The following is an 18,328-nucleotide window of genomic DNA, read 5'->3' as shown; positions in this document are numbered from 1 at the left end:
GCCTTCGTCGTGGGCCCGCCTTCGTCGTGGGCCCGCCTTCGTCGTGGGCCCGCCTTCGTCGTGGGCCCGCCTTCGTCGTGGGCCCGCCTTCGTCGTGGGCCCGCCTTCGTCGTGGGCCCGCCTTCGTCGTGGGCCCGCCTTCGTCGTGGGCCCGCGACGGCTATCTATTCGTCTTTCGGCGTTTCGTCGCCGTCGTCGGCATGGCGTACGTGGCGGCCTTGCTTGTTTGCCGTGCTTGAGCGCTTGGCGCCGCGGCGCGCATGGCGTCCGCTCAAAGGCGCATGGCGCGCGCCGTCGACCTTGCGTTCGAACACGGCTTGGGCGCTGTGCAGCCCGATGGCGTCTTCGATGGGCTGTTCGGGGCATTCCGCCAGCGCGCCCAGGTCTCCTGCATGGCGTCCGCGCAGCGGCTCGGACACGCTTTGCATCGCGGGTTCGTCGTACGTGCCCTGCGCGCCTTCGGCGGCTTCATTCGCAGCGGCGCCGCCTTCGGCGTTCGTCGCGGCCGCATCCTGCGTTTCGGCGGCTTTCTCGGCCGCTTCGGCCGTTTCGTCGGCGGCGTCGGCCTGTGCGGCGCCGCGTTTGCCGCGACCGAGTTTGCCCGCGACCTTCGAAACGATCGAAACCAGCATGGACGCTTCTTCGAAGCCCGCCTTGACGGCGATGCCGAAGGTGACGGCCACGGCCACGATGCCGCCGCAGACGATGCAGCCCAGCGCGTGGGGAATCGACCCGTTCAGCGGAAGCACGGTGGAGTCGAGCGCGAACACGACCAGTGCGCCGGCGCCGGCTCCGAGCGCTCCCAGCGCAAGCGAGCGCAGGAACGAACCGGCCATGCCCTTCAGGCCCAGGCGGCCGATCTTGCGGCGCAGATACACGAAGCAGACGATGTCGAGCACCACGTAGAACACCGTTTCGCTCAGCGCGATGGCCGGCATGCCGAAGTTGAGCGGGCCGCCGAACGGGGTGGCGAACACGGCGATGAATGCGATCTGCAAGGCCACCGAGGCCGCCATCATGATCGAGTACGCTCCCATGAGGCGCATGGCCGAAAACGCCTTCTGCAGGTAGGTGTTCACGCCGTAGAAGGGCAGCGACACGGCCAGAGCGCCCAGGTAGAGCGCGATCTGGGAAATATTTTCTTCCGTGAACGCGCCGATGTGGTACAGCGTGACCAGCGGCTCGGCGAACACGACCAGGTACATGGCGAAGGGAAGCATGAAGAACAGGATCTGGCTGGTTCCCGACGCCACGCCCTTCTTGAACGCCTTCATGTCGCCTTTGGCATGCATTTCGGAAATCTCGGTGAACATGGCCGTGGTGATGGGCACCGTGAGAAAGGCGTAGGGGAGGGTGAACCACAGGCGCGCGTAAGCGATGATCGAGGGGCCGTTGTCGGCCGTGGCGTAGGATGCCGCGTTTTGCACCGACACCACCACGAGGCCCGCGCACATGACCAAAATCGCGGGCACGCCGATGGCAAGCGTTTCTTTGAGCGCAGGGTCGCGCAGGTCGACGTGCAGGCGCAGCTTGATGCCGTTGCGCTTGAGGGCGGGAAGCTGGATGGCCATCTGGATGAACACGCCCAGCGGATTGCCCACGGCGATGATGAACTTCGCCATGTCCGGATCGTGCGGCGCCACGAAAGCGTAGAGCACGAACGTGGCCGTGACGATGATGTTGTTGAAAATCGGCGCCGCGCTGCTCCATAGGTAGTCGCGCGAGGCGTTGAGCAGGCCGCTGACGATCGACGAAAGGCCGTAGAACACGATCTGGATGGCGAAGAACCTGAAGAAGAACACGGCGTCTTCCATGCCGCCCTGATCGCTCATGAAGCTTTGCGTGAACACGAGCGCGGGCGCGAATATCGTGCACAGCAGGGCCACCAGGCCCAGCGCGATGAACGCGATGCTCATGATGTTGCTGGCGTATTCGTTGCCGCCGCGCTCGCCCAAGCGGTTTTTCACCGACAGGTACACGGGCAAAAACGCCGTGACGAGCATGCCGCCCATGACCAGCTCGTAGAGCATGTTGGGAAGGTTGTTGGCGATCTGGTAGGAGCTCGCCAACATGGTGGAGCCGAGCGCGAACGCCATGGCCCAGGTGCGCATGAAGCCCGTGATGCGGGATATGATGACGAAGAAGCTGATGAGAGCCGCCGAGCCTCCGACGCTGGCGGCCGTATTCTGCGAAGACGATTCGTCTTCGGGTGTGGAAATCTGCCTGGCGCTCATACTACGCTTTCGAGTTTGGGTATAATACAAAGGCTATTGTCAACTCATCATATAGTCCGCGGGCAACGTTTGAAACGAGGCAGAATGAACATCCTGATTATCCGCAATAATTCCAACGCGGCCGCCCTCGATGCATCCATGCTTCTGGCCGCCTACCTCGACTCTCAGGGGGTTGCGCATCAGGAGCTCGATTCGACGCCGCTGTCGATCGAATCGGTCAAAGACACCTGCGCGCATGTCGACGCGTCCTCCTTCGACATGGTGGTTTCCCTCGGCGGCGACGGCACCATGCTGCGTACCGCCCGCCTGGTCGGCAAATCGCGCGTGCCTATCCTGGGCATCAACTTCGGTCACCTGGGCTTTTTGGTGAATTCTTCGGAAGACGGCGTCGTGGCCATCGTGGCCGCCGCCCTGGCGGGCGACGTCGTGCGCGAAGAGCGCGCCAGCCTGCATATCGACCTCATCTCCAACGGCGAGGTGGTCGCGAGCCGCTTCGCGCTCAACGAGTTCTCGGTCACGCGCGGCGCATTGGGCCGCATCATCGATTTCGGCATCGAAATCTCCGGCAACCACCTCGTCGACATGCGCGGCGACGGCCTGGTGGTCTCTTCGGCCACCGGTTCCACGGCCTATGCCCTGTCTGCGGGCGGCCCGCTGGTCGCGCCCGATTTCAAGGGCCTCGTGGTGGTTCCCCTGGCGCCGCACACGTTGCTGTCCCGCTCGATCGTCACCGATCCGAGCGATATCGTCGAAATCGACCTGTCCCGCAATCCCGAAAGCCGCGAGGCGAGCTACTTCGTGGACGGCGAGTTCATTTCGCTCGACGAGCCTATCGACCGCGTGCTGGTGCGCAAGTCGAACAACCCCACCGTGCTGCTGCGCTATAAGAGCGACGGCTTCTACAGCGCGGTCGCCAATACGTTCTTCTCCGACGAGCGTCGCATGTAGATTTCCGCGCGAAAGCGTTTCGAACGGCCGAGGTTTATCCTCGGCCGTTTTTTTGCGCGCATTCGCTTTCTTTCCCTCGCGTATCGAAGGGGCACGACGAGGGGGAGGGCTGCGAGCTGAAGCTTCCAGGTTTCGCCGCTCCGCAGGAGCGCCCGCTCGTTCGGTTGCGCCGGCGGGTTCTGCCGCGCCTGTCGGCGATTCCTTCGGGCGTATCGTGCCCGCTCGGCTTTCGTGTCGGGCGGGCGGCTTCCCCCGGGTGCTTTCCGCCGCCCGCGCTCCGCATCGCAGCGGACGAAAAAGGCGCCGACTTGCGTCGACGCCTCGCGATGCTTGCGCTTGGAGCGGCTTACTTGTGATAGAAGGAGTGCTGCTCGTATTTAGGCTCGCAGCAGACGTTGATGCCGAGCTTGCGATAGAGGCTCTCGTCGGTCGCGGAAATGATGACCGAGAAGAACGCGTCGCATCCGCGCAGGTCGTCGACGTGCGCGATGGTCTGCGCCGCCACTGGGTTGGTGGCCGAGCTGATCGAAAGCGCGATGAGCGTCTCGTCGGAATGCAGGCGCGGGTTCTTGCTGGCCAGCTGCTCGGTCTTCAGGCGGCAGATCGGCTCGATCGCCTCGTTGCTGATGATGAGCAGGTCGTCGTCGACGCCCGCGACCGCCTTGAGCGCATTCATGAGCAGCGAAGACGCCGCGCCCAGCAGATCGGACGTCTTGCCCGTGATCACGCGGCCGTCGGGAAGCACCATGGCGCCTGCGGGCGCGCCGGTCGTTTCCTCCTTCAGAAGGGCGGCGCTGCGGGCGGGTGAGAAGCTCGACGTGACGCCCGCCTGGTTCATGAGCATCTCAAGCTTCTCGATGCTCTTCTGGCCCACGCCGGTGCGTTTCACATCGACGGCGGTCTGGAAATAGCGGCGCACGATCTCCATCTTCGCAGCGTCGCGCACCACGTCGTCGTCGGTGATGGCGAGCCCCGCCATGTTCACGCCCATATCGGTGGGCGACTGGTACGGGCTCGAGCCGGAGATGCGCTCCATCATGGCCTTGAGCACGGGGAAGATTTCCACGTCGCGGTTGTAGTTGACGGTCGAGACGCCGTAGGCCTCCAGGTGGAACGGGTCGATGATATTGGAGTCGTCCAGATCGACGGTGGCTGCCTCGTAGGCGAGGTTCACCGGATGCGCGAGCGGCAGGTTCCACACGGGGAACGTCTCGTATTTCGCGTAGCCCGCGGTCACGCCGCGCTTGTGCTCGTGATAGAGCTGCGAAAGGCAGGTTGCCATCTTGCCGGAGCCGGGGCCGGGGGCCGTCACCACGACGAGCGGGCGGGTGGTTTCGATGTATTCGTTTTTGCCGTAGCCCTCGTCGCTGACGATGTGATTGATGTCGTAGGGGTAGCCCGCGATGGGGTAGTGCAGATAGCACGCGATGCCGAGGGACTGCAGACGCCTGCGGAACATGTCGGCGGCAGGCTGGCTTGCGTAATGCGTGATCACCACGCCGCCCACGAGAAAGCCCATGCCGCGGAAGATGTCCATCAGGCGCAGGGAGTCTTCGTCGTAGGTGATGCCCAGATCGCCGCGCACCTTGTTCTTCTCGATGTCGTTGGCGTTGATGGTGATGATGATCTCGACGTCGTCGACGAGGCTTTGCAGCATGCGGATCTTGGAGTCGGGCTCGAATCCGGGAAGCACGCGGGCGGCATGGTGGTCGTCGAAGAGCTTTCCGCCGAATTCGAGATACAGCTTGCCTTCGAACTGGTCGATGCGGTTGCGGATATGCTCTGCCTGCAGTGCGATGTATTTATCGTTGTCGAATCCGATGCGCATGAGATCGCGAACCCCTTTCTGGGTGAGGGCGGTGCACGCCGCCGAGAGAATCGATGTCGAACAGATGAATTATATATCAGGGTGTTTCGACTCTGTGTCGCGGGCGTTTCCGTTGCATGAATTGGCCGGATGCGGCTTGCGATCGTATATGCCTCGCGCCGCGCATGCGCGGCGCCGCGCGGGCCGTGCGGTAGAATCGGGCGGGACGGCCGCATGGATTCGGAAAGGGGAGAGGCTCGTGTCGGACAAAATCGTGCTGCGCCGCGCGGCGCTCGAAGGCGACGCGGCCTTCGAGGCGTCGCGCGCGCTTGCGAAGGAATACCTTGCCTACCTCTCCGTCGAGCGCGGCTCATCGCCCGCGACCGTGGAATCGTACGCGTCCGATTTGGATGACTACGCGTCGTTTCTTTCCCTCGAGCGCGGGCGCGACGCGGCGGGCGCGACGCGATCGGATGCGGCCGCCTACGCCCGGGACCTCGCCGAGCGCGGCTATGCTCCCGCCAGCAGGGAGCGGCGCATGGCGGCGGTCAGGGGCATGCATCGTTTCCTCGCGCGCGAAGGGCTCGTCGCGCGCGACGCGGCGGCCGATGTCGATCTGCCCGACGTGCCGCGCCGCCTTCCCGACGTGCTTTCGGTCGAGCAGGCCGCGACGCTGCTCGATCGCGAATACCGCGCCGACGAGCTGGGCGCCCGCGACCGCGCGATCATGGAGGTGCTCTACGGCTGCGGCCTGCGCGTGAGCGAGCTTGCGGGCATGGACGTGCCCGACGTCTTCTTCGACGAAGGCTTCGTGCGCGTCGTGGGCAAGGGCAGCGTCGTGCGCATGGTTCCTTTCGGCGGCATCGCGGCCCGCGCTTTGGCGGGCTATCTCGAATCGGCGCGTCCGAAGCTTGCCGCCAAGGCCGCATCGCCTTCGTCGGCGCTGTTCCTCAACGCGCGCGGGCGGCGCCTGACGCGTCAGGGCGTCTACGGGGTGGTGGAGAAATCGGGCGCCGCCGCGGGCCTGGCGGGGCTGCATCCCCACACCCTGCGCCACACCTTCGCCACGCACATGCTCGAGGGCGGAGCCGACCTACGCACGATCCAGGAAATGCTCGGGCATGCCGACATCTCCACCACGCAGGTCTACGTGCACGTGAGCGCGCTTCATGTGCGCGAGGAATACCTGGCCGCCCATCCGCGCGCCCGCGCATCGGTCTGACCCCACATTTCCTCCACGCGATTCGCGTTCAAGGCGGCGCCGGATGGAGTGCCGTCTTTTTCTATGCGCCGATATCTTGCCCTATCAGGGGGTCTTTTCGTCCGGGCGTCGCCGACGGGAGCGACCTCGCGCCTTCCTGAGTTGGAAAGTGGGGGGAGAAACGCCTTGCGGTGGGTGAATTTATTGCGAGGTGGGAGGAAGTGGGATAAAATGGCGGGCATTGGTTGGGGTGTCGCAATGCAAAAAGGGGGATGAGCGTGGCCGGTCTATTCGGTGAATACCGTCATAAGATCGATGCCAAAGGCCGCCTTTCCCTTCCTGCCGCGTTTCGAAAGACCTTGACCGAAGACACCCAGTTGGTGGTCGTTCCCGATTCCAAGAACGGCTTCCTTTCCGTCTACACCGTGGATAACTACGAAGCATGGGTGGACGCCCTGTTCGAGAAGAAGGGCGGCTACAACCCGGGCGATCGCAAGCACGTCATGCTGCGCACCAAGCTTAACGCCAGCGCCATGCCCAACGCGATGGACGCTGCGGGACGCATCAACGTGTCGGCGAAGCAGCGCGAGATGGTGGGGTTGGAAAAAGAAGCGGTTCTGGTGGGCAACACCGACCATTTTGAGATCTGGGATGCCGCGCGTTGGGATGAATTCCAGAGCAGCGTAGATCTCGACGAATTGCTGTTCTCGTAAGGAGTCCGCACGTGGAAAAGATGACAGGCGAATACCGGCATATTCCCGTTCTGCTCGACGAATGCCTCGAGCAGGCGCGTCTCAAGCCGCAGCACACGTTCGTGGATGCGACGCTCGGCGGCGCGGGCCATTCCTCCGAAGTGGCGCAGCGTCTCGGTTCCCAGGGTCTTTTGATAGGCATCGACCAAGACGACATGGCGCTGACCGCTGCGGGCGCTCGCCTGAAGGCGCTCGGCTCGGACGACCTGCCGCAGATCGAGCTTTTGCGCGGCAACTTCGGAAACCTCGACGAGCTTCTGCTGGAAGCAGAGGTGCCGGGCATCGACGCCATTCTGTTCGACCTGGGAGTTTCTTCGCCGCAGCTCGATTTTCCGTCGCGGGGGTTCTCGTTCAAAGAGGACGCCCCCTTGGACATGAGGATGGATCCGGGCAACCAGACCACAACCGCAGCAGAGCTCGTCAATACCCTCGATGCAGCAGAGCTCGCTCGGATCATCCGTGATTATTCCGATGAGAAATGGGCCAGCCGCATCGCGCAGTTCATCGTCGCGGCGCGCGAGCGCGAGCCCATCGAGACGAGCGGGCAGCTCGTCGAGATCATCAAGGCCGCCATTCCCGCATCGGCGCGTCGTGCGGGCGGCCATCCCGCCAAAAGGACGTTTCAGGCATTGCGCATCGAAGTGAACTCCGAGCTTTCGGTTCTGCGCAGCGGCTTGGAGGCGGCGGTGCGATGGCTGAACCCGAAGGGCCGCATCCTGGTGATCAGCTACCATTCCCTCGAAGACAGGGTGGTCAAGGAAGTGTTCGCCGACTATGCGCGAACCTGTACCTGCCCTCCGGGGCTTCCCGTATGCGCGTGCGGGGCGAACCCGGCATTGAAGATCGTCACGCGCAAGCCGATCCTTCCCACGCCGGAAGAAATCGAGCGCAACCCGCGCGCCCGCAGCGCCAAGCTGCGCGTCGCGGAGAAGATACGTTGATACGCGAGTAGAGCAAGCCGACCGAAGAGCGTTGCATCTGAAGAAAGGGGGCCGGTGTGAGTCGCACGAATGCATACCGTGCCTCCCGGTCGGGATACCTATACGGTAGCTCTGCGCCGGCCGTGCCCGATCGTTCGGGCGCCGACTTCGAGGTTATACCCGGTCGGCGGGAAAACTCCGATGTGGTGACGCTTCCTTCATCGGTCATGGGAATAGCGAAAGTCATCGTCGCGGCCGCTTTGGTGATCGCGACGTTGTGCTGTATACGCGTGGGTCTGACCGCCGCGAGCGTGACGAGCTCGATCGCGGCCGACGACCTGAGCGCCAAGATCGAAAACGCCCGGTCGTACGGCAGCGACCTCGAGGTGCAGCAGAGCCGTCTTTCCAACTCGACCCACATCCGCGTCGAGGCGGCGAGCCTGGGCATGGCGCCCCCGCTGAGCACCGAGGCGGTCGTGCTCGCCCCCGACATCGTGGCGACGGACGCGCAGGGCAACCTCTCGCTGTCCGCAAGCATCGCCGCCATTGCGAATCAAGGATAATCGATGAGCGAACGCAGACCTTCGAATCCACGCAGCGTTTCCGACGGCTCGCCTTCGAGCCGTCTGTCTTTTATGCTGATATCGTTTCTCGCCATCGCCCTGATATGGGTGGGCCGTCTTGTGTATCTGCAGGTCATCAAGGCCGACGAGCTGAGCAGCGCCGCGGCCGCGTCGCGCACGGTGAGCGCCGACATCTCGCCGCGCCGCGGAACCATCTATGACCGCAACGGAAACGTGCTGGCCACGAGCGTCGATGCGACGACGGTCTATGCGAATCCCAAAGAGGTCGTCGACAGGGCCTCGACGGCCAACGCGATCGCCGATGTGCTCGGCGGCGAGGCTTCCGATTACCGCGACCTGCTCGACCAGGACACCACGTTCGTCTATCTCATGCGCAAAGCCGACGTCGACGTGGCCGACGCCTTGCGCGAAAAGGGCCTTTCAGGCGTCTATTTCATCGCCGACACCAAGCGCGTATATCCGTACGGCAAGGTGGCGGGCCAGGTCCTCGGCTTCGTCAACGTCGACGGCCAGGGCGTGTCGGGCCTCGAGCTGTATTACGACGACATCCTCAAAGGCACGCCCGGCAGGCTGGTCGAGCAGCGCGGCGGCAAGGGCATTCCCATTCCCGGCGGCACCGAGGTCGACGAACCCGCCAAAGACGGCCAGGACATCGTGATCTCCATCGACATCGACATGCAGAGCTATCTGGAGAAGCGCCTTGCCGAAGGCGTCGAGCAGATCGGCGGCGACGACGGCGGCGCGGTGCTCATGGACGCCTCGACGGGCGACCTGCTGGCGATCGCGTCCACGCCGTATTTCGACCCGGCCGCGCCTTCGGAATCCGAGGTGGGCTCCGACTCGCTCAAGCCGGTCACGCAAGGCTACGAGCCCGGATCGATTTTCAAGACCGTCTCCATGACGGCGCTGCTCGAAGCCGGCGCGGTCACGCCCGATACCACGGTGTTCGCGCCTGCGGGCCTTGCGGCCGACGAATACGTGATCAGCGACGCCCACGAGCGCGGCGACATGACCATGACGGCGCGCTACGTGATGCAGGACTCGTCCAACGTCGGCATTTCGCTGCTCGTCGAAGACCACCTGGGCTTCGGGCCGTTGTACGACAAGATCGTCGCTTACGGGCTCAAGGGCGCCACGGGCGTCGACTACCCGGGCGAGGCGGGCGGATATCTGGCGCCCAACGTGGAAACGTGGCCGCAGATCCTCAAGTACAACGTCACGTTCGGCCAGGGCATCGCCACCACGCCTTTGCAGATGACGCGTTTCTACGGCGCGCTCATCAACGACGGCGTGGCCGTGACCCCGCACCTTCTGCTCTCCAAGCCGCAGACGGGCGAGGTCATGACGTACGAGACCGAGACGATCATCGAGAACAAGGCGGCCATCGCGCCTATGGTCAGCATGCTCGAAACGGTCGTCGAAGAGGGCACGGGCCGCGGAGCCGCCATCGAAGGCTACGTCGTGGCGGGCAAGACGGGCACGGCGGAGTATGTGGACGAAGACACCGGCCAGTACGCCAAGCACTCCTACAACCTCGATTTTGTCGGCGTGCTTCCGAACGCTTCGACCCCGCTCGTGTGTTTTGTGGGTGTGAACGAGGTTCCCTACGAGCGAAATACCACCGAAGTGTTTAAGGATATAATGACCGAAGCCATAAGCCGCTACCGCGTGGTTCAAAGCGACTAGCCGCCCGTGCGCGGGCGTTCACGTCAGAAAGCATTAAACATGAAACTGGACACGAACCGCATTCTCGATATCACGGGCGGGCGTTTGGCGCTCGCCCCCGCAGATGCCGGGCGCGACCTGGTGGGCCTCACCTGGGACTCGCGCACGGCGTGGCAGGATTGCCTCTACGCGGCCCTTCCGGGCGAGCGCGTCGACGGCAACGATTTCATCGCGTCGGCCGTCGAAGCAGGCGCCATGCTGGTGCTGGCGGGGCGCGAACCCGACGCCGCAGCCCTCGAGGCCGCACGCGCGCACGGCGCGGGCATCGTCGAGGTGGAAGACGTCGAAGCCGCTATCACGGCGCTGGCCGCCGCGTGGCGCTCTATGCTCGGCGCCACCGTCATCGGCATCACCGGTTCGGTGGGCAAGACCACGGTGAAAAGCCTTACGCGCCAGGTGCTTTCCTCGCGCTTCAAGACCGTTGCCACCAAGGGCAATTTCAACAACGAGCTCGGCGCGCCCTACACGGTGCTTTCGGCCGACGCCGATTGCGAGATGCTCGTCGTGGAGATGGGCATGGACGACCTGGGCCAGATCGCCCATATCTGCTCGTTCGCCAAGCCCGACATGGGCCTGGTCAACAACGTCGGCGTGTCGCATCTGGAGCGCCTCGGCTCGCGCGAGAACATCGCCCGCGCCAAAGCCGAGCTCTTCGACGCGCTCGAGCCCGGCTCGTTCGCGTTCGTGAACGCGGCCGACGACATGACGCCGTTTCTGCGTTCCTGCGGCCGCCTGGCCGAAGGCGTGCTGAACGAAGCCGATTTCAGCGCCGCGGGAGAGCCTGCGGGCGAAGGCTGCGCCGTCTGGGCCGAAGGCGTTTCGGTCGACGACGAAGGCCGTCCGAGCTTCACGCTGTGCGCCCGCGGCTTCGACGCGCTCGGCGCCGAGGTCGAGCGCGTTTCGTGCTCGCTCGGCCTGCGCGGCGTCCATAACGTGTCCAACGCCTGCGGCGCGGCGGGCATCGGCCTGGCGTGCGGCATCGGCCTGGCCGGCGTGGCGCGCGCCCTCGGCGAGGCCGTCCCCGAGGCGGGCCGTCAGGAAGTCAAGCGCGCGGCCTGCGGCGCCGTGGTGTTCGACGACGCCTACAACGCGAGCCCCGCGTCCATGAAGGCGTCGCTTTCCATGCTGGAAAGCTACAAGGCCTCCGGCTGCAAGATCGCCGTGCTCGGCGACATGGGCGAGCTCGGCGCGGCGAGCGTCGAGGGCCACCGGGAAACCGGCCGCGCGGCGGCTGAGGCGGGCGTCGGCCTGCTCGTCTGCGTGGGCGAGGCCGCGGCTGATATCGCCGCAGGCGCCTATGCGGCCGGCATGGCCGAAGGGCGCATCGTGCGCGTCGCCGACGCCGATGCGGCCGTGCGCGCTTTGGAAGGAAGAATCGATTCGTCGGATGTCGTGCTGGTGAAAGCATCGCACTTCATGCGTCTCGACCGCGTCGTCGAAGGGATAATCGCCTAATGCTGAGCAGTGTCTTCTCGTCTTACCCCACGTTCCTCGTCTTTTTGGGCTTCGCGGCGGCGGCTGCGATCACCATGGTGCTCATGCCCGCGTGGATCAAGCTTCTCACGCGCACGCATATCGGCCAGCAGGTGCGCGCCGACGGACCGCAGAGCCACCTGGTGAAGCAGGGCACGCCCACCATGGGCGGCGTCATCATGATCGTCGCGATCGTGCTGACCGCCCTTCTGGTGGCCGAGCCGTCGCCCGAATTCATCGCGGCGCTCGTCGCCACGCTCGCGATCGGCGCCCTGGGCCTGTTCGACGACGCCTCGAAGGTGATCCACGAGCGCTCGCTCGGCCTGACGCCGAAGGGCAAGCTGATCGGCCAGTTCTCCACGTTTGCGGTGTTCACCCTGGTGGTCGTGAACTTCATGGGCATCGAGCCGATCGTGCATATTCCCTTCCTCCCGCCGATCGATCTGGGCGTGCTCACCACCACCATCCCGTGCGGCTTCATCGAGGACGGCTTCCAGATCCCGTGGCTCTATCTGGCGTTCAGCCTGATCTTGCTGGGCGGCCTGAGCAACGCCGTCAATCTGACCGACGGCCTGGACGGCCTTGCCGCGGGCACGGTCATGGTGGTCATGGTGGTCATGGCGGCCATTTCGTATCGCCTGGACATGCTGCCGATCGCCGTGCTTTCGGCCACCATCGCGGGCGCTTGCGTCGGATTCCTGTGGTTCAACGCCTATCCCGCCGACATCTTCATGGGCGACACGGGCTCGCTCGCGCTCGGCGCGGCCTTGGGCTGCGTGGCCATGCTCACCAAGACCGAGGTCTATTCGATCATCATCGGCGGCCTGTTCGTCGCCGAGGCGCTTTCGGTCATGCTGCAGGTGCTGTATTTCAAGCGCACGAAGAAAAGGCTCTTCCTTATGGCGCCGCTGCACCATCACTTCGAGAAGAAGGGATGGAGCGAGACGAAGGTGGTCATCCGCTTCTGGATCGTGTCGGGCGTTCTGGCCGCGTTCGGCTTCGTTTTGTGGTTCATCCAGCCCATCGTGATGGCGGGCTAGGGCTTCGGTCCGTCGCCGAACGATGAAGGCATCGCCGCTTCGACGCGGCGATGCGTGTTTATAAGGGAAAACGTCGATGAGAGGGGATCGTCATGGATAACGGATGCATCGAGGGCCGCAAGGCGGCCGCCGCAATGCTCGGAGACGTGCTTGTCCTGGGCCTCGGCAAAAGCGGCAAGGCGGTGGCGCGCTATTGCCTCGACCTTCTGGGGTCGCGCGTGAACAGCCTCACCATCGCCGCGGGCGAGCCCAACGACGACGCCCGCGCCTTCGCGCGCGAGTGCGAGCGCCGAGGCGCGAAGGTGCATTTCGACCGCTACACGTTCGAGAAGCGCTACGACCTGTGCATTGCGAGCCCGGGCATCTCGCAGTTCTCGCGCTTCTACGAAAACGCCGACGCGGCGAGCTCCGCCGTGATCAGCGAGGTCGAATTCGCCTGGCGCGAAAGCCGCGCCGATTCGCGCTGGATCGCGGTCACGGGCACGAACGGCAAGACCACCACGACCACGCTCATCACCCATGTCCTGCGCGAGGCGGGCGAAAGCGTCGCCGCCGTGGGCAATATCGGCAACACCTGCATCGATGCGGTGGCGGCCGACGATGCCGACGTGTTCGTCGCCGAAGTCAGCTCGTTCCAGCTCGCTTCCATGGACCTGTTCGCGCCCGAGGTGGCGGTGCTGCTCAACATCACGCCCGACCATCTGTATTGGCACATGACCTTCGACGCCTACGCCGAGGCGAAAAAGAACGTCTATCGCCGCCTGTCCGTCTCGAAGGGAACCCTCGTGATCGACGCGGTGTGCGACGTCACGCGCGCGTGCATCAAGGAATTCAAAAACGACGAGGCCCGCGGCTTCGACTACATTCCGATCGGATGCGCCGCCGGCCTCGATCGCAGCATGAAAGAGGCGTGTGGTTCGCGCAACGCGGCCTGGCTGCATGACGGCATGCTGCGCGTGGAATACGGCGACGAGACGATCGAGCTGGTGGCGGCTTCGAGCCTGCGCATCAAGGGCGCGCATAACGCGAGCAACGCGCTTGCCGCCGCGAGCGCGGCTTTGGCTGCGGGCGTGGCGCCCGAGCACGTACGTCGCGGCCTGCGTTCGTTCATGCCGCTCGAGCATCGCCTCGAACCCTGCGGCGACATCGCGGGCGTGGCGTTTTTCAACGACTCCAAGGCCACTAACGTCGACGCCTCCTGCAAGGCGCTTTCTGCCTTCGCGCCCGGCAGCGCGATCTTCTTGCTGGGCGGCCATGACAAGGGCACCGAGCTCGACGACCTGGTGCGCGACGCGTCCGCCGTCTGCAGCGGCGTGGTGTGCTTCGGCGCGGCCGGCGAGCGCTTCGCCAAGGCGTTCGCCGATTCCGGCATCGACGTGGCGCGCGCCGAGCATATGGAAGACGCCCTGGACGCCGCCATCGCCATGGCCCGTCCCGGCCAGTCGGTGGTGCTTTCGCCCGCGTGCGCCTCGTTCGACGAGTTCGATTCGTTCGAGCATCGCGGCCGCGTGTTCAAGCAGCTCGTCGACTTCCGCGCGCAGCGCAAGCGCTAGGGGCTGGTGAGGGTGGCCCGCACGGCGTCTTCTTACGATACAACCGGATCCTCCGCGCGCGATAGGGCGCGCCGCCAGGCCGACGCCCGCGGCGTGCCGGCCGACATCATGATGCCCCGCATCCTTTTGGTGGTCGCCACCATCCTGCTGGTGCTGATCGGTTTGGTCATGGTGTTTTCCGCATCGACCATCGAAGCCATCTCGCAGGGCGACGGCATGTTCTCCTACGTGGGCAAGCAGGCCTTGTTCGTGGTGGTGGGCGGCGTCATCGCGTTCGCCTTGGCGAAGTTCATTCCCTATCACGTGTGGCAGGGCGGCCCGTGGTTTTGGATCGGCTGGGGCGCGGCCATGCTCATGCTGCTCGCCGTGCCGATCGTCGGCACCGAGATCTTGGGCGCGAAGCGCTGGATCTTCATCGGCGGCATGAGCATCCAGCCCACCGAGTTCGCCAAGATCGCGCTCGTGGTGGCCGCGGCGGGCATTCTGCACCGCTATCGCGAGGAAATGAAGAGCGGCCGCGATACGCTCGTCGCGGCAGCGCTGCTCGTCGTGCTCCCGCTGGGCTTTCTGTACGTGACGCAGTCGGACATGGGCTCGGCCATCGTCATTTTGATGGGCGCGTTCGCGGTCATGTGGGTCGGCGAGGTGCCGCTGCGCTGGATCGTGCCATTGTTCCTGGTGATCGTGGTCGTGGGCGTGGGCGGCATGGTGGGATACCGCGCCGACCGCATTTCCGTGTGGCTCGATCCATGGAACGACGGCTACGGCGGCTACGGCACGGGCTATCAGATGATCAGGTCGTTCTACGCCTTCGCCGAAGGAGGCCTGTTCGGCGTGGGCCTGGGCAATTCCCGCGAGAAGTTCCTCTATCTGCCCGAGGCCGAGACCGACTTCATCTTCTCGGTCATCGGGGAGGAGCTGGGCCTGATCGGCGCGCTTTCGGTGATCGCGCTGTTTCTCGTGGTGCTGTTCGCGGGCCTGCGCATCGCGCACCATGCGCCCGACGCCTTCGGCACCGCGATGGCGGGCGGCCTCACGGTGATGCTCGTGGGGCAGGCGTTTTTGAACATGGCCTGCGCCACGGGAATCTTTCCCACCACGGGCAAGCCGCTGCCGTTCATATCGTCGGGCGGATCGTCGGTTCTGGCGTCGCTGTTCATCGTGGGGCTGATCATGTCGGTGTCGGTAGGATCCAACGTGCTCACACCGTACGAGCGCCGTCGCAACGACCTGAACGTCATCAGGGTGGAGCATCCCGGCCGCGACGAGGCGGCGGGATCGGGGCGCGCCGAGCGCGTCCGCACGCGCGGCGAGCGCACGGGCGAAACGGATGCGCGCCGCCGTTCGCGCAGGTCCGATTCCGCGTCGCCTTCGTCGCGCGCGGAGGGCCGGCGCAAAACACCGGGCGCATCGTCTCGCGACGAAGACGCCCTCAGGCAATCTCGTCGAGAAAGGGCGCGCCAGCGCGCTCTCGATTCCGAAAGGGGAAGGCGATGAAGGTCGTGCTTTCGGGCGGAGGAACCGCCGGACATATCAATCCCGCCCTCGCGCTCGCCGAGGAGCTGCGTGCCCGCGGCCACGAGGTGTGCTTCGCAGGCACGCCGACCGGCGTCGAGGCGCGCCTGGTCGCGCAGGCGGGAATCGAGTTCGTGCCGTTCGAGGCGGCCGGCTTCGACCGCCAGAAGCCGTGGACGCTGATCACGTCCACGGTCAAGATCGCGGCGTCGGCGCGCAAGGCGAAGCGTTGGATGCGCGAGGCGCGCCCCGACGCGGTGGTGGGATTCGGCGGCTACGTCTGCATTCCCGTGGGACTTGCCGCGGCCTCGCTCGACATTCCCTTGGCCATGCACGAGCAGAACTCGGTCATGGGCATGGCGAACAAGTTCCTGGGCAAGCGCGCCCAGGCCGTGGCGCTGACCTACGAGGCGGCGGGCAAAGACATCGCCGACCGCTCCAAGATCGTGGTGACGGGCAATCCCGTGCGCTCGTCGGTGCTCAGCGCCACGCGCGAGCAGGGCAGGGAGATGCTCGGCATTCCCGACGACGCGACGATGCTGCTCGTGTTCGGCGGAAGCCTGGGCGCGCGCCACATCAACAAGGCCGTCGGCGCGCTCAAAGAAGAGCTGCTCGCCCGCGAGAACCTCTATGTGGTGCATATCACGGGACCGAAGGAATTCGACGCGGTGAAAGAGGAGCTCGCCCTGACGCCCGACGAAGCGAAGCGTTGGACCGTGATGGCCTACCAGGACCGCATGGCCGAAACGCTCGCCGCGGCCGATTGCGCCATTTCGCGCGCGGGCGCCACATCGCTCGCCGAGATATCGGCGATCGGCCTGCCCGCTTTGCTGGTGCCGTTCCCGTTCGCGGCCGAAGACCACCAGACCACTAACGCCGAGGCTTATGTGGCGAGCGGCGCGGCGTACATGCAGCGCGACGACGAGCTCGACGGCACCGCGTTCGCCGAGAAGCTGTTCATGCTGGTCGACGACGAGCAGCTGCGCGAGCGCATGCACGAGGCGGCGGCCGGGTTCAAGACCCAGGATGCTGCGGCCAACTTGGCGGATGTTGTGTGCCGCATCGCGGATGCGCGATAAACCGACTACAATGCTTGTTCGAAATATTCTCGAGGAGGAATTTGATGAGCTCAGAAGCGAAATGCGTCCATTTTATCGGCGTCGGCGGCGTCGGCATGAGCGGCATCGCCCGTGTTGCGTCCGACCTGGGCATGAAGGTAAGCGGCTCTGACATGAACGCTTCGCGCTACACCAAGCAGCTCGAAGACGCGGGCATTTCCGTGTTCATCGGCCATGACGCGGCCAACGTGCCCGCCGATTGCGACGTGGTCGTGGTGTCCACCGCCATCCCCGCTTCCAACCCCGAGCTCGTCGCGGCCCGCGAGCGCGGCATCGAGGTGTGGCAGCGCGCTCGCATGCTCGCCGAACTCGGCCGCGGCAAGAAGACGCTCGCCGCGGCGGGCACGCACGGCAAGACCACCACGTCTTCCATGCTCGCCACCGCCACCGACGCCCTCGGCCTGTCCCCGACGTTCGTGGTCGGCGGCATCGTCGACGCCTACCAGACCAACGCGGTGTCCGGTACCGGCGAATACTATGTGGTCGAAGCCGACGAGAGCGACGGCTCCTTTTTGAACCTTTCGCCCTACGTGGCTCTCGTGACCAACGTCGAGGCCGACCACCTCGACCACTACACGGGCGGCCTCGAGGAAATCAAAGAAACCTTCCTGCGCTTCATGGCCTCGGTTCCCGAAGAGGGCGCCGTGGTGGCGTGCGGCGAAGACCCCGAGCTCGTCGAGCTGGCCCGCCGCAGCGAGAAGCGCGTGGTCACCTACGGTTTCGGCGAAGAATGCGACACGCGCGTGCTCGATTACCGCACCGAGGGAATCGCCACGCTGTTCACGCTGCGTTTCGCCGATGGCCGCACGGCCGCATGCAGGCTCGAGAAAAGCCCCGGCGTCCATAACGCGCTCAACGCCGCAGGCGTGCTGAGCGTCGTGTGGGCCCTGGGCGAAGACGTCGAGGCCGCGGCCGCGGGCCTGACCGGCTATTCGGGCGTCCGCCGCCGCTTCGATCTGATCGGCGAGGCCGCAGGCGTCACCGTCGTCGACGATTACGCGCATCATCCCACCGAGGTCGCGGCCACGATCGAGGCCGCCAAGGCGCTCGATTTCAACCGCGTCATGGTGCTGTTCCAGCCGCACCGCTACTCGCGCACCCAGAGCCTGGCCGACGAATTCGCCTGTGCGTTCGACGGGGCCGACGCCGTCATGGTGATGGACGTCTACGCGGCGGGCGAAGCCGCGATCGAAGGCGTGAGCGGCAAGCTCGTCGCCGACGCGGTGGCGCAGCGCGGCCATCTCGACAAGGCGGCCTATCTGCCCGATAAGGACGCCACGGTCGACGCGGTCCTCGAGCAGCTGCGCGAGGGCGACCTGCTGATCACGATGGGCGCAGGCGACGTCACGGGCTTCGGCCCGCGCATCGTCGAGGCCCTGGCGGCGCGATAGGGAAGCGCGCATGTCGCCTTTCGCACGCCTGTTCGGCCCTCGTTTCGAAGGAACGGTCCTTGAGAAC

At 65.2% G+C, this 18,328-nt stretch carries 14 protein-coding genes; 12 read left to right on the top strand and 2 right to left on the bottom strand.

All coding sequences use genetic code 11. The features are described 5' to 3' along the window. Positions 1 to 164: 164 nt before the first annotated feature. Positions 165 to 2,234, bottom strand: coding sequence for a murein biosynthesis integral membrane protein MurJ (murJ, locus tag DMP07_RS08505; RefSeq protein WP_123198714.1), 2,070 nt, complete (start codon positions 2,232 to 2,234; stop codon positions 165 to 167). Positions 2,235 to 2,318: 84 nt separating this feature from the next. Here murJ and DMP07_RS08500 point away from each other — a divergent pair, with 84 nt between their 5' ends. Beyond that, a complete protein-coding gene (locus DMP07_RS08500; RefSeq protein ID WP_123198713.1) occupies positions 2,319 to 3,182 on the top strand; it encodes an NAD(+)/NADH kinase in 864 nt (287 codons plus the stop codon). A 346-nt stretch (positions 3,183 to 3,528) separates the two neighbouring features. Here DMP07_RS08500 and DMP07_RS08495 read toward each other — a convergent pair whose 3' ends face one another. Further along, entirely contained in the window at positions 3,529 to 5,010 is a 1,482-nt protein-coding gene (locus tag DMP07_RS08495; protein ID WP_123198712.1) for a DUF1846 domain-containing protein, read from the bottom strand. 238 nt (positions 5,011 to 5,248) lie between these two features. On the opposite strand from DMP07_RS08495, the gene DMP07_RS08490 reads away from it, so the two are divergent. The 11 genes from DMP07_RS08490 to murC all read left to right on the top strand — a co-directional run bounded on the left by DMP07_RS08490 (position 5,249) and on the right by murC (position 18,261). Continuing rightward, positions 5,249 to 6,211 carry a tyrosine recombinase gene (locus DMP07_RS08490; protein WP_244594963.1) on the top strand — a complete coding sequence of 321 codons (963 nt, stop codon included), beginning with the start codon at positions 5,249 to 5,251 and terminating at the stop codon, positions 6,209 to 6,211. A 251-nt stretch (positions 6,212 to 6,462) separates the two neighbouring features. Then, positions 6,463 to 6,903: a division/cell wall cluster transcriptional repressor MraZ gene (locus DMP07_RS08485; RefSeq protein WP_425303990.1), complete on the top strand. Its 441-nt coding sequence runs from the start codon at positions 6,463 to 6,465 to the stop codon at positions 6,901 to 6,903. Positions 6,904 to 6,923: 20 nt separating this feature from the next. Continuing rightward, on the top strand, positions 6,924 to 7,883 hold the full coding sequence (gene rsmH, locus DMP07_RS08480) for a 16S rRNA (cytosine(1402)-N(4))-methyltransferase RsmH (protein ID WP_123198717.1): 960 nt from the start codon (positions 6,924 to 6,926) through the stop codon (positions 7,881 to 7,883). Positions 7,884 to 8,089: 206 nt separating this feature from the next. Then, a complete protein-coding gene (locus DMP07_RS08475; protein WP_244594962.1) occupies positions 8,090 to 8,425 on the top strand; it encodes a cell division protein FtsL in 336 nt (111 codons plus the stop codon). Positions 8,426 to 8,497: 72 nt separating this feature from the next. Continuing rightward, entirely contained in the window at positions 8,498 to 10,132 is a 1,635-nt protein-coding gene (locus DMP07_RS08470) for a peptidoglycan D,D-transpeptidase FtsI family protein (protein WP_244594961.1), read from the top strand. A gap of 39 nt (positions 10,133 to 10,171) precedes the next feature. Beyond that, complete coding sequence (locus DMP07_RS08465; RefSeq protein ID WP_123198708.1) at positions 10,172 to 11,626, top strand: UDP-N-acetylmuramoyl-tripeptide--D-alanyl-D-alanine ligase; 1,455 nt, start codon at positions 10,172 to 10,174, stop codon at positions 11,624 to 11,626. Then, positions 11,626 to 12,684, top strand: a complete 1,059-nt coding sequence (gene mraY / locus DMP07_RS08460; RefSeq protein WP_123198707.1) for a phospho-N-acetylmuramoyl-pentapeptide-transferase — start codon at positions 11,626 to 11,628, stop codon at positions 12,682 to 12,684. Before DMP07_RS08465 ends, mraY begins: the two co-directional genes overlap by 1 nt. 92 nt (positions 12,685 to 12,776) lie before the next feature. Then, on the top strand, positions 12,777 to 14,237 hold the full coding sequence (murD, locus tag DMP07_RS08455) for a UDP-N-acetylmuramoyl-L-alanine--D-glutamate ligase (protein ID WP_123198706.1): 1,461 nt from the start codon (positions 12,777 to 12,779) through the stop codon (positions 14,235 to 14,237). A 6-nt stretch (positions 14,238 to 14,243) separates the two neighbouring features. After that, positions 14,244 to 15,734, top strand: a complete 1,491-nt coding sequence (locus DMP07_RS08450; RefSeq protein ID WP_244594960.1) for an FtsW/RodA/SpoVE family cell cycle protein — start codon at positions 14,244 to 14,246, stop codon at positions 15,732 to 15,734. Beyond that, entirely contained in the window at positions 15,731 to 16,831 is a 1,101-nt protein-coding gene (gene murG / locus DMP07_RS08445) for an undecaprenyldiphospho-muramoylpentapeptide beta-N-acetylglucosaminyltransferase (RefSeq protein ID WP_123198705.1), read from the top strand. Before DMP07_RS08450 ends, murG begins: the two co-directional genes overlap by 4 nt. 44 nt (positions 16,832 to 16,875) lie before the next feature. Next, positions 16,876 to 18,261 carry a UDP-N-acetylmuramate--L-alanine ligase gene (murC, locus tag DMP07_RS08440; RefSeq protein ID WP_123198704.1) on the top strand — a complete coding sequence of 462 codons (1,386 nt, stop codon included), beginning with the start codon at positions 16,876 to 16,878 and terminating at the stop codon, positions 18,259 to 18,261. Positions 18,262 to 18,328 lie beyond the last annotated feature (67 nt).

The organism is Slackia faecicanis, from assembly GCF_003725295.1.
GTDB classification, from domain to species: Bacteria; Actinomycetota; Coriobacteriia; order Coriobacteriales; family Eggerthellaceae; genus Slackia; species Slackia faecicanis.
Note: the sequence above shows the minus strand (reverse complement) of the source record. Positions and strands in the feature narration are given on the sequence as shown.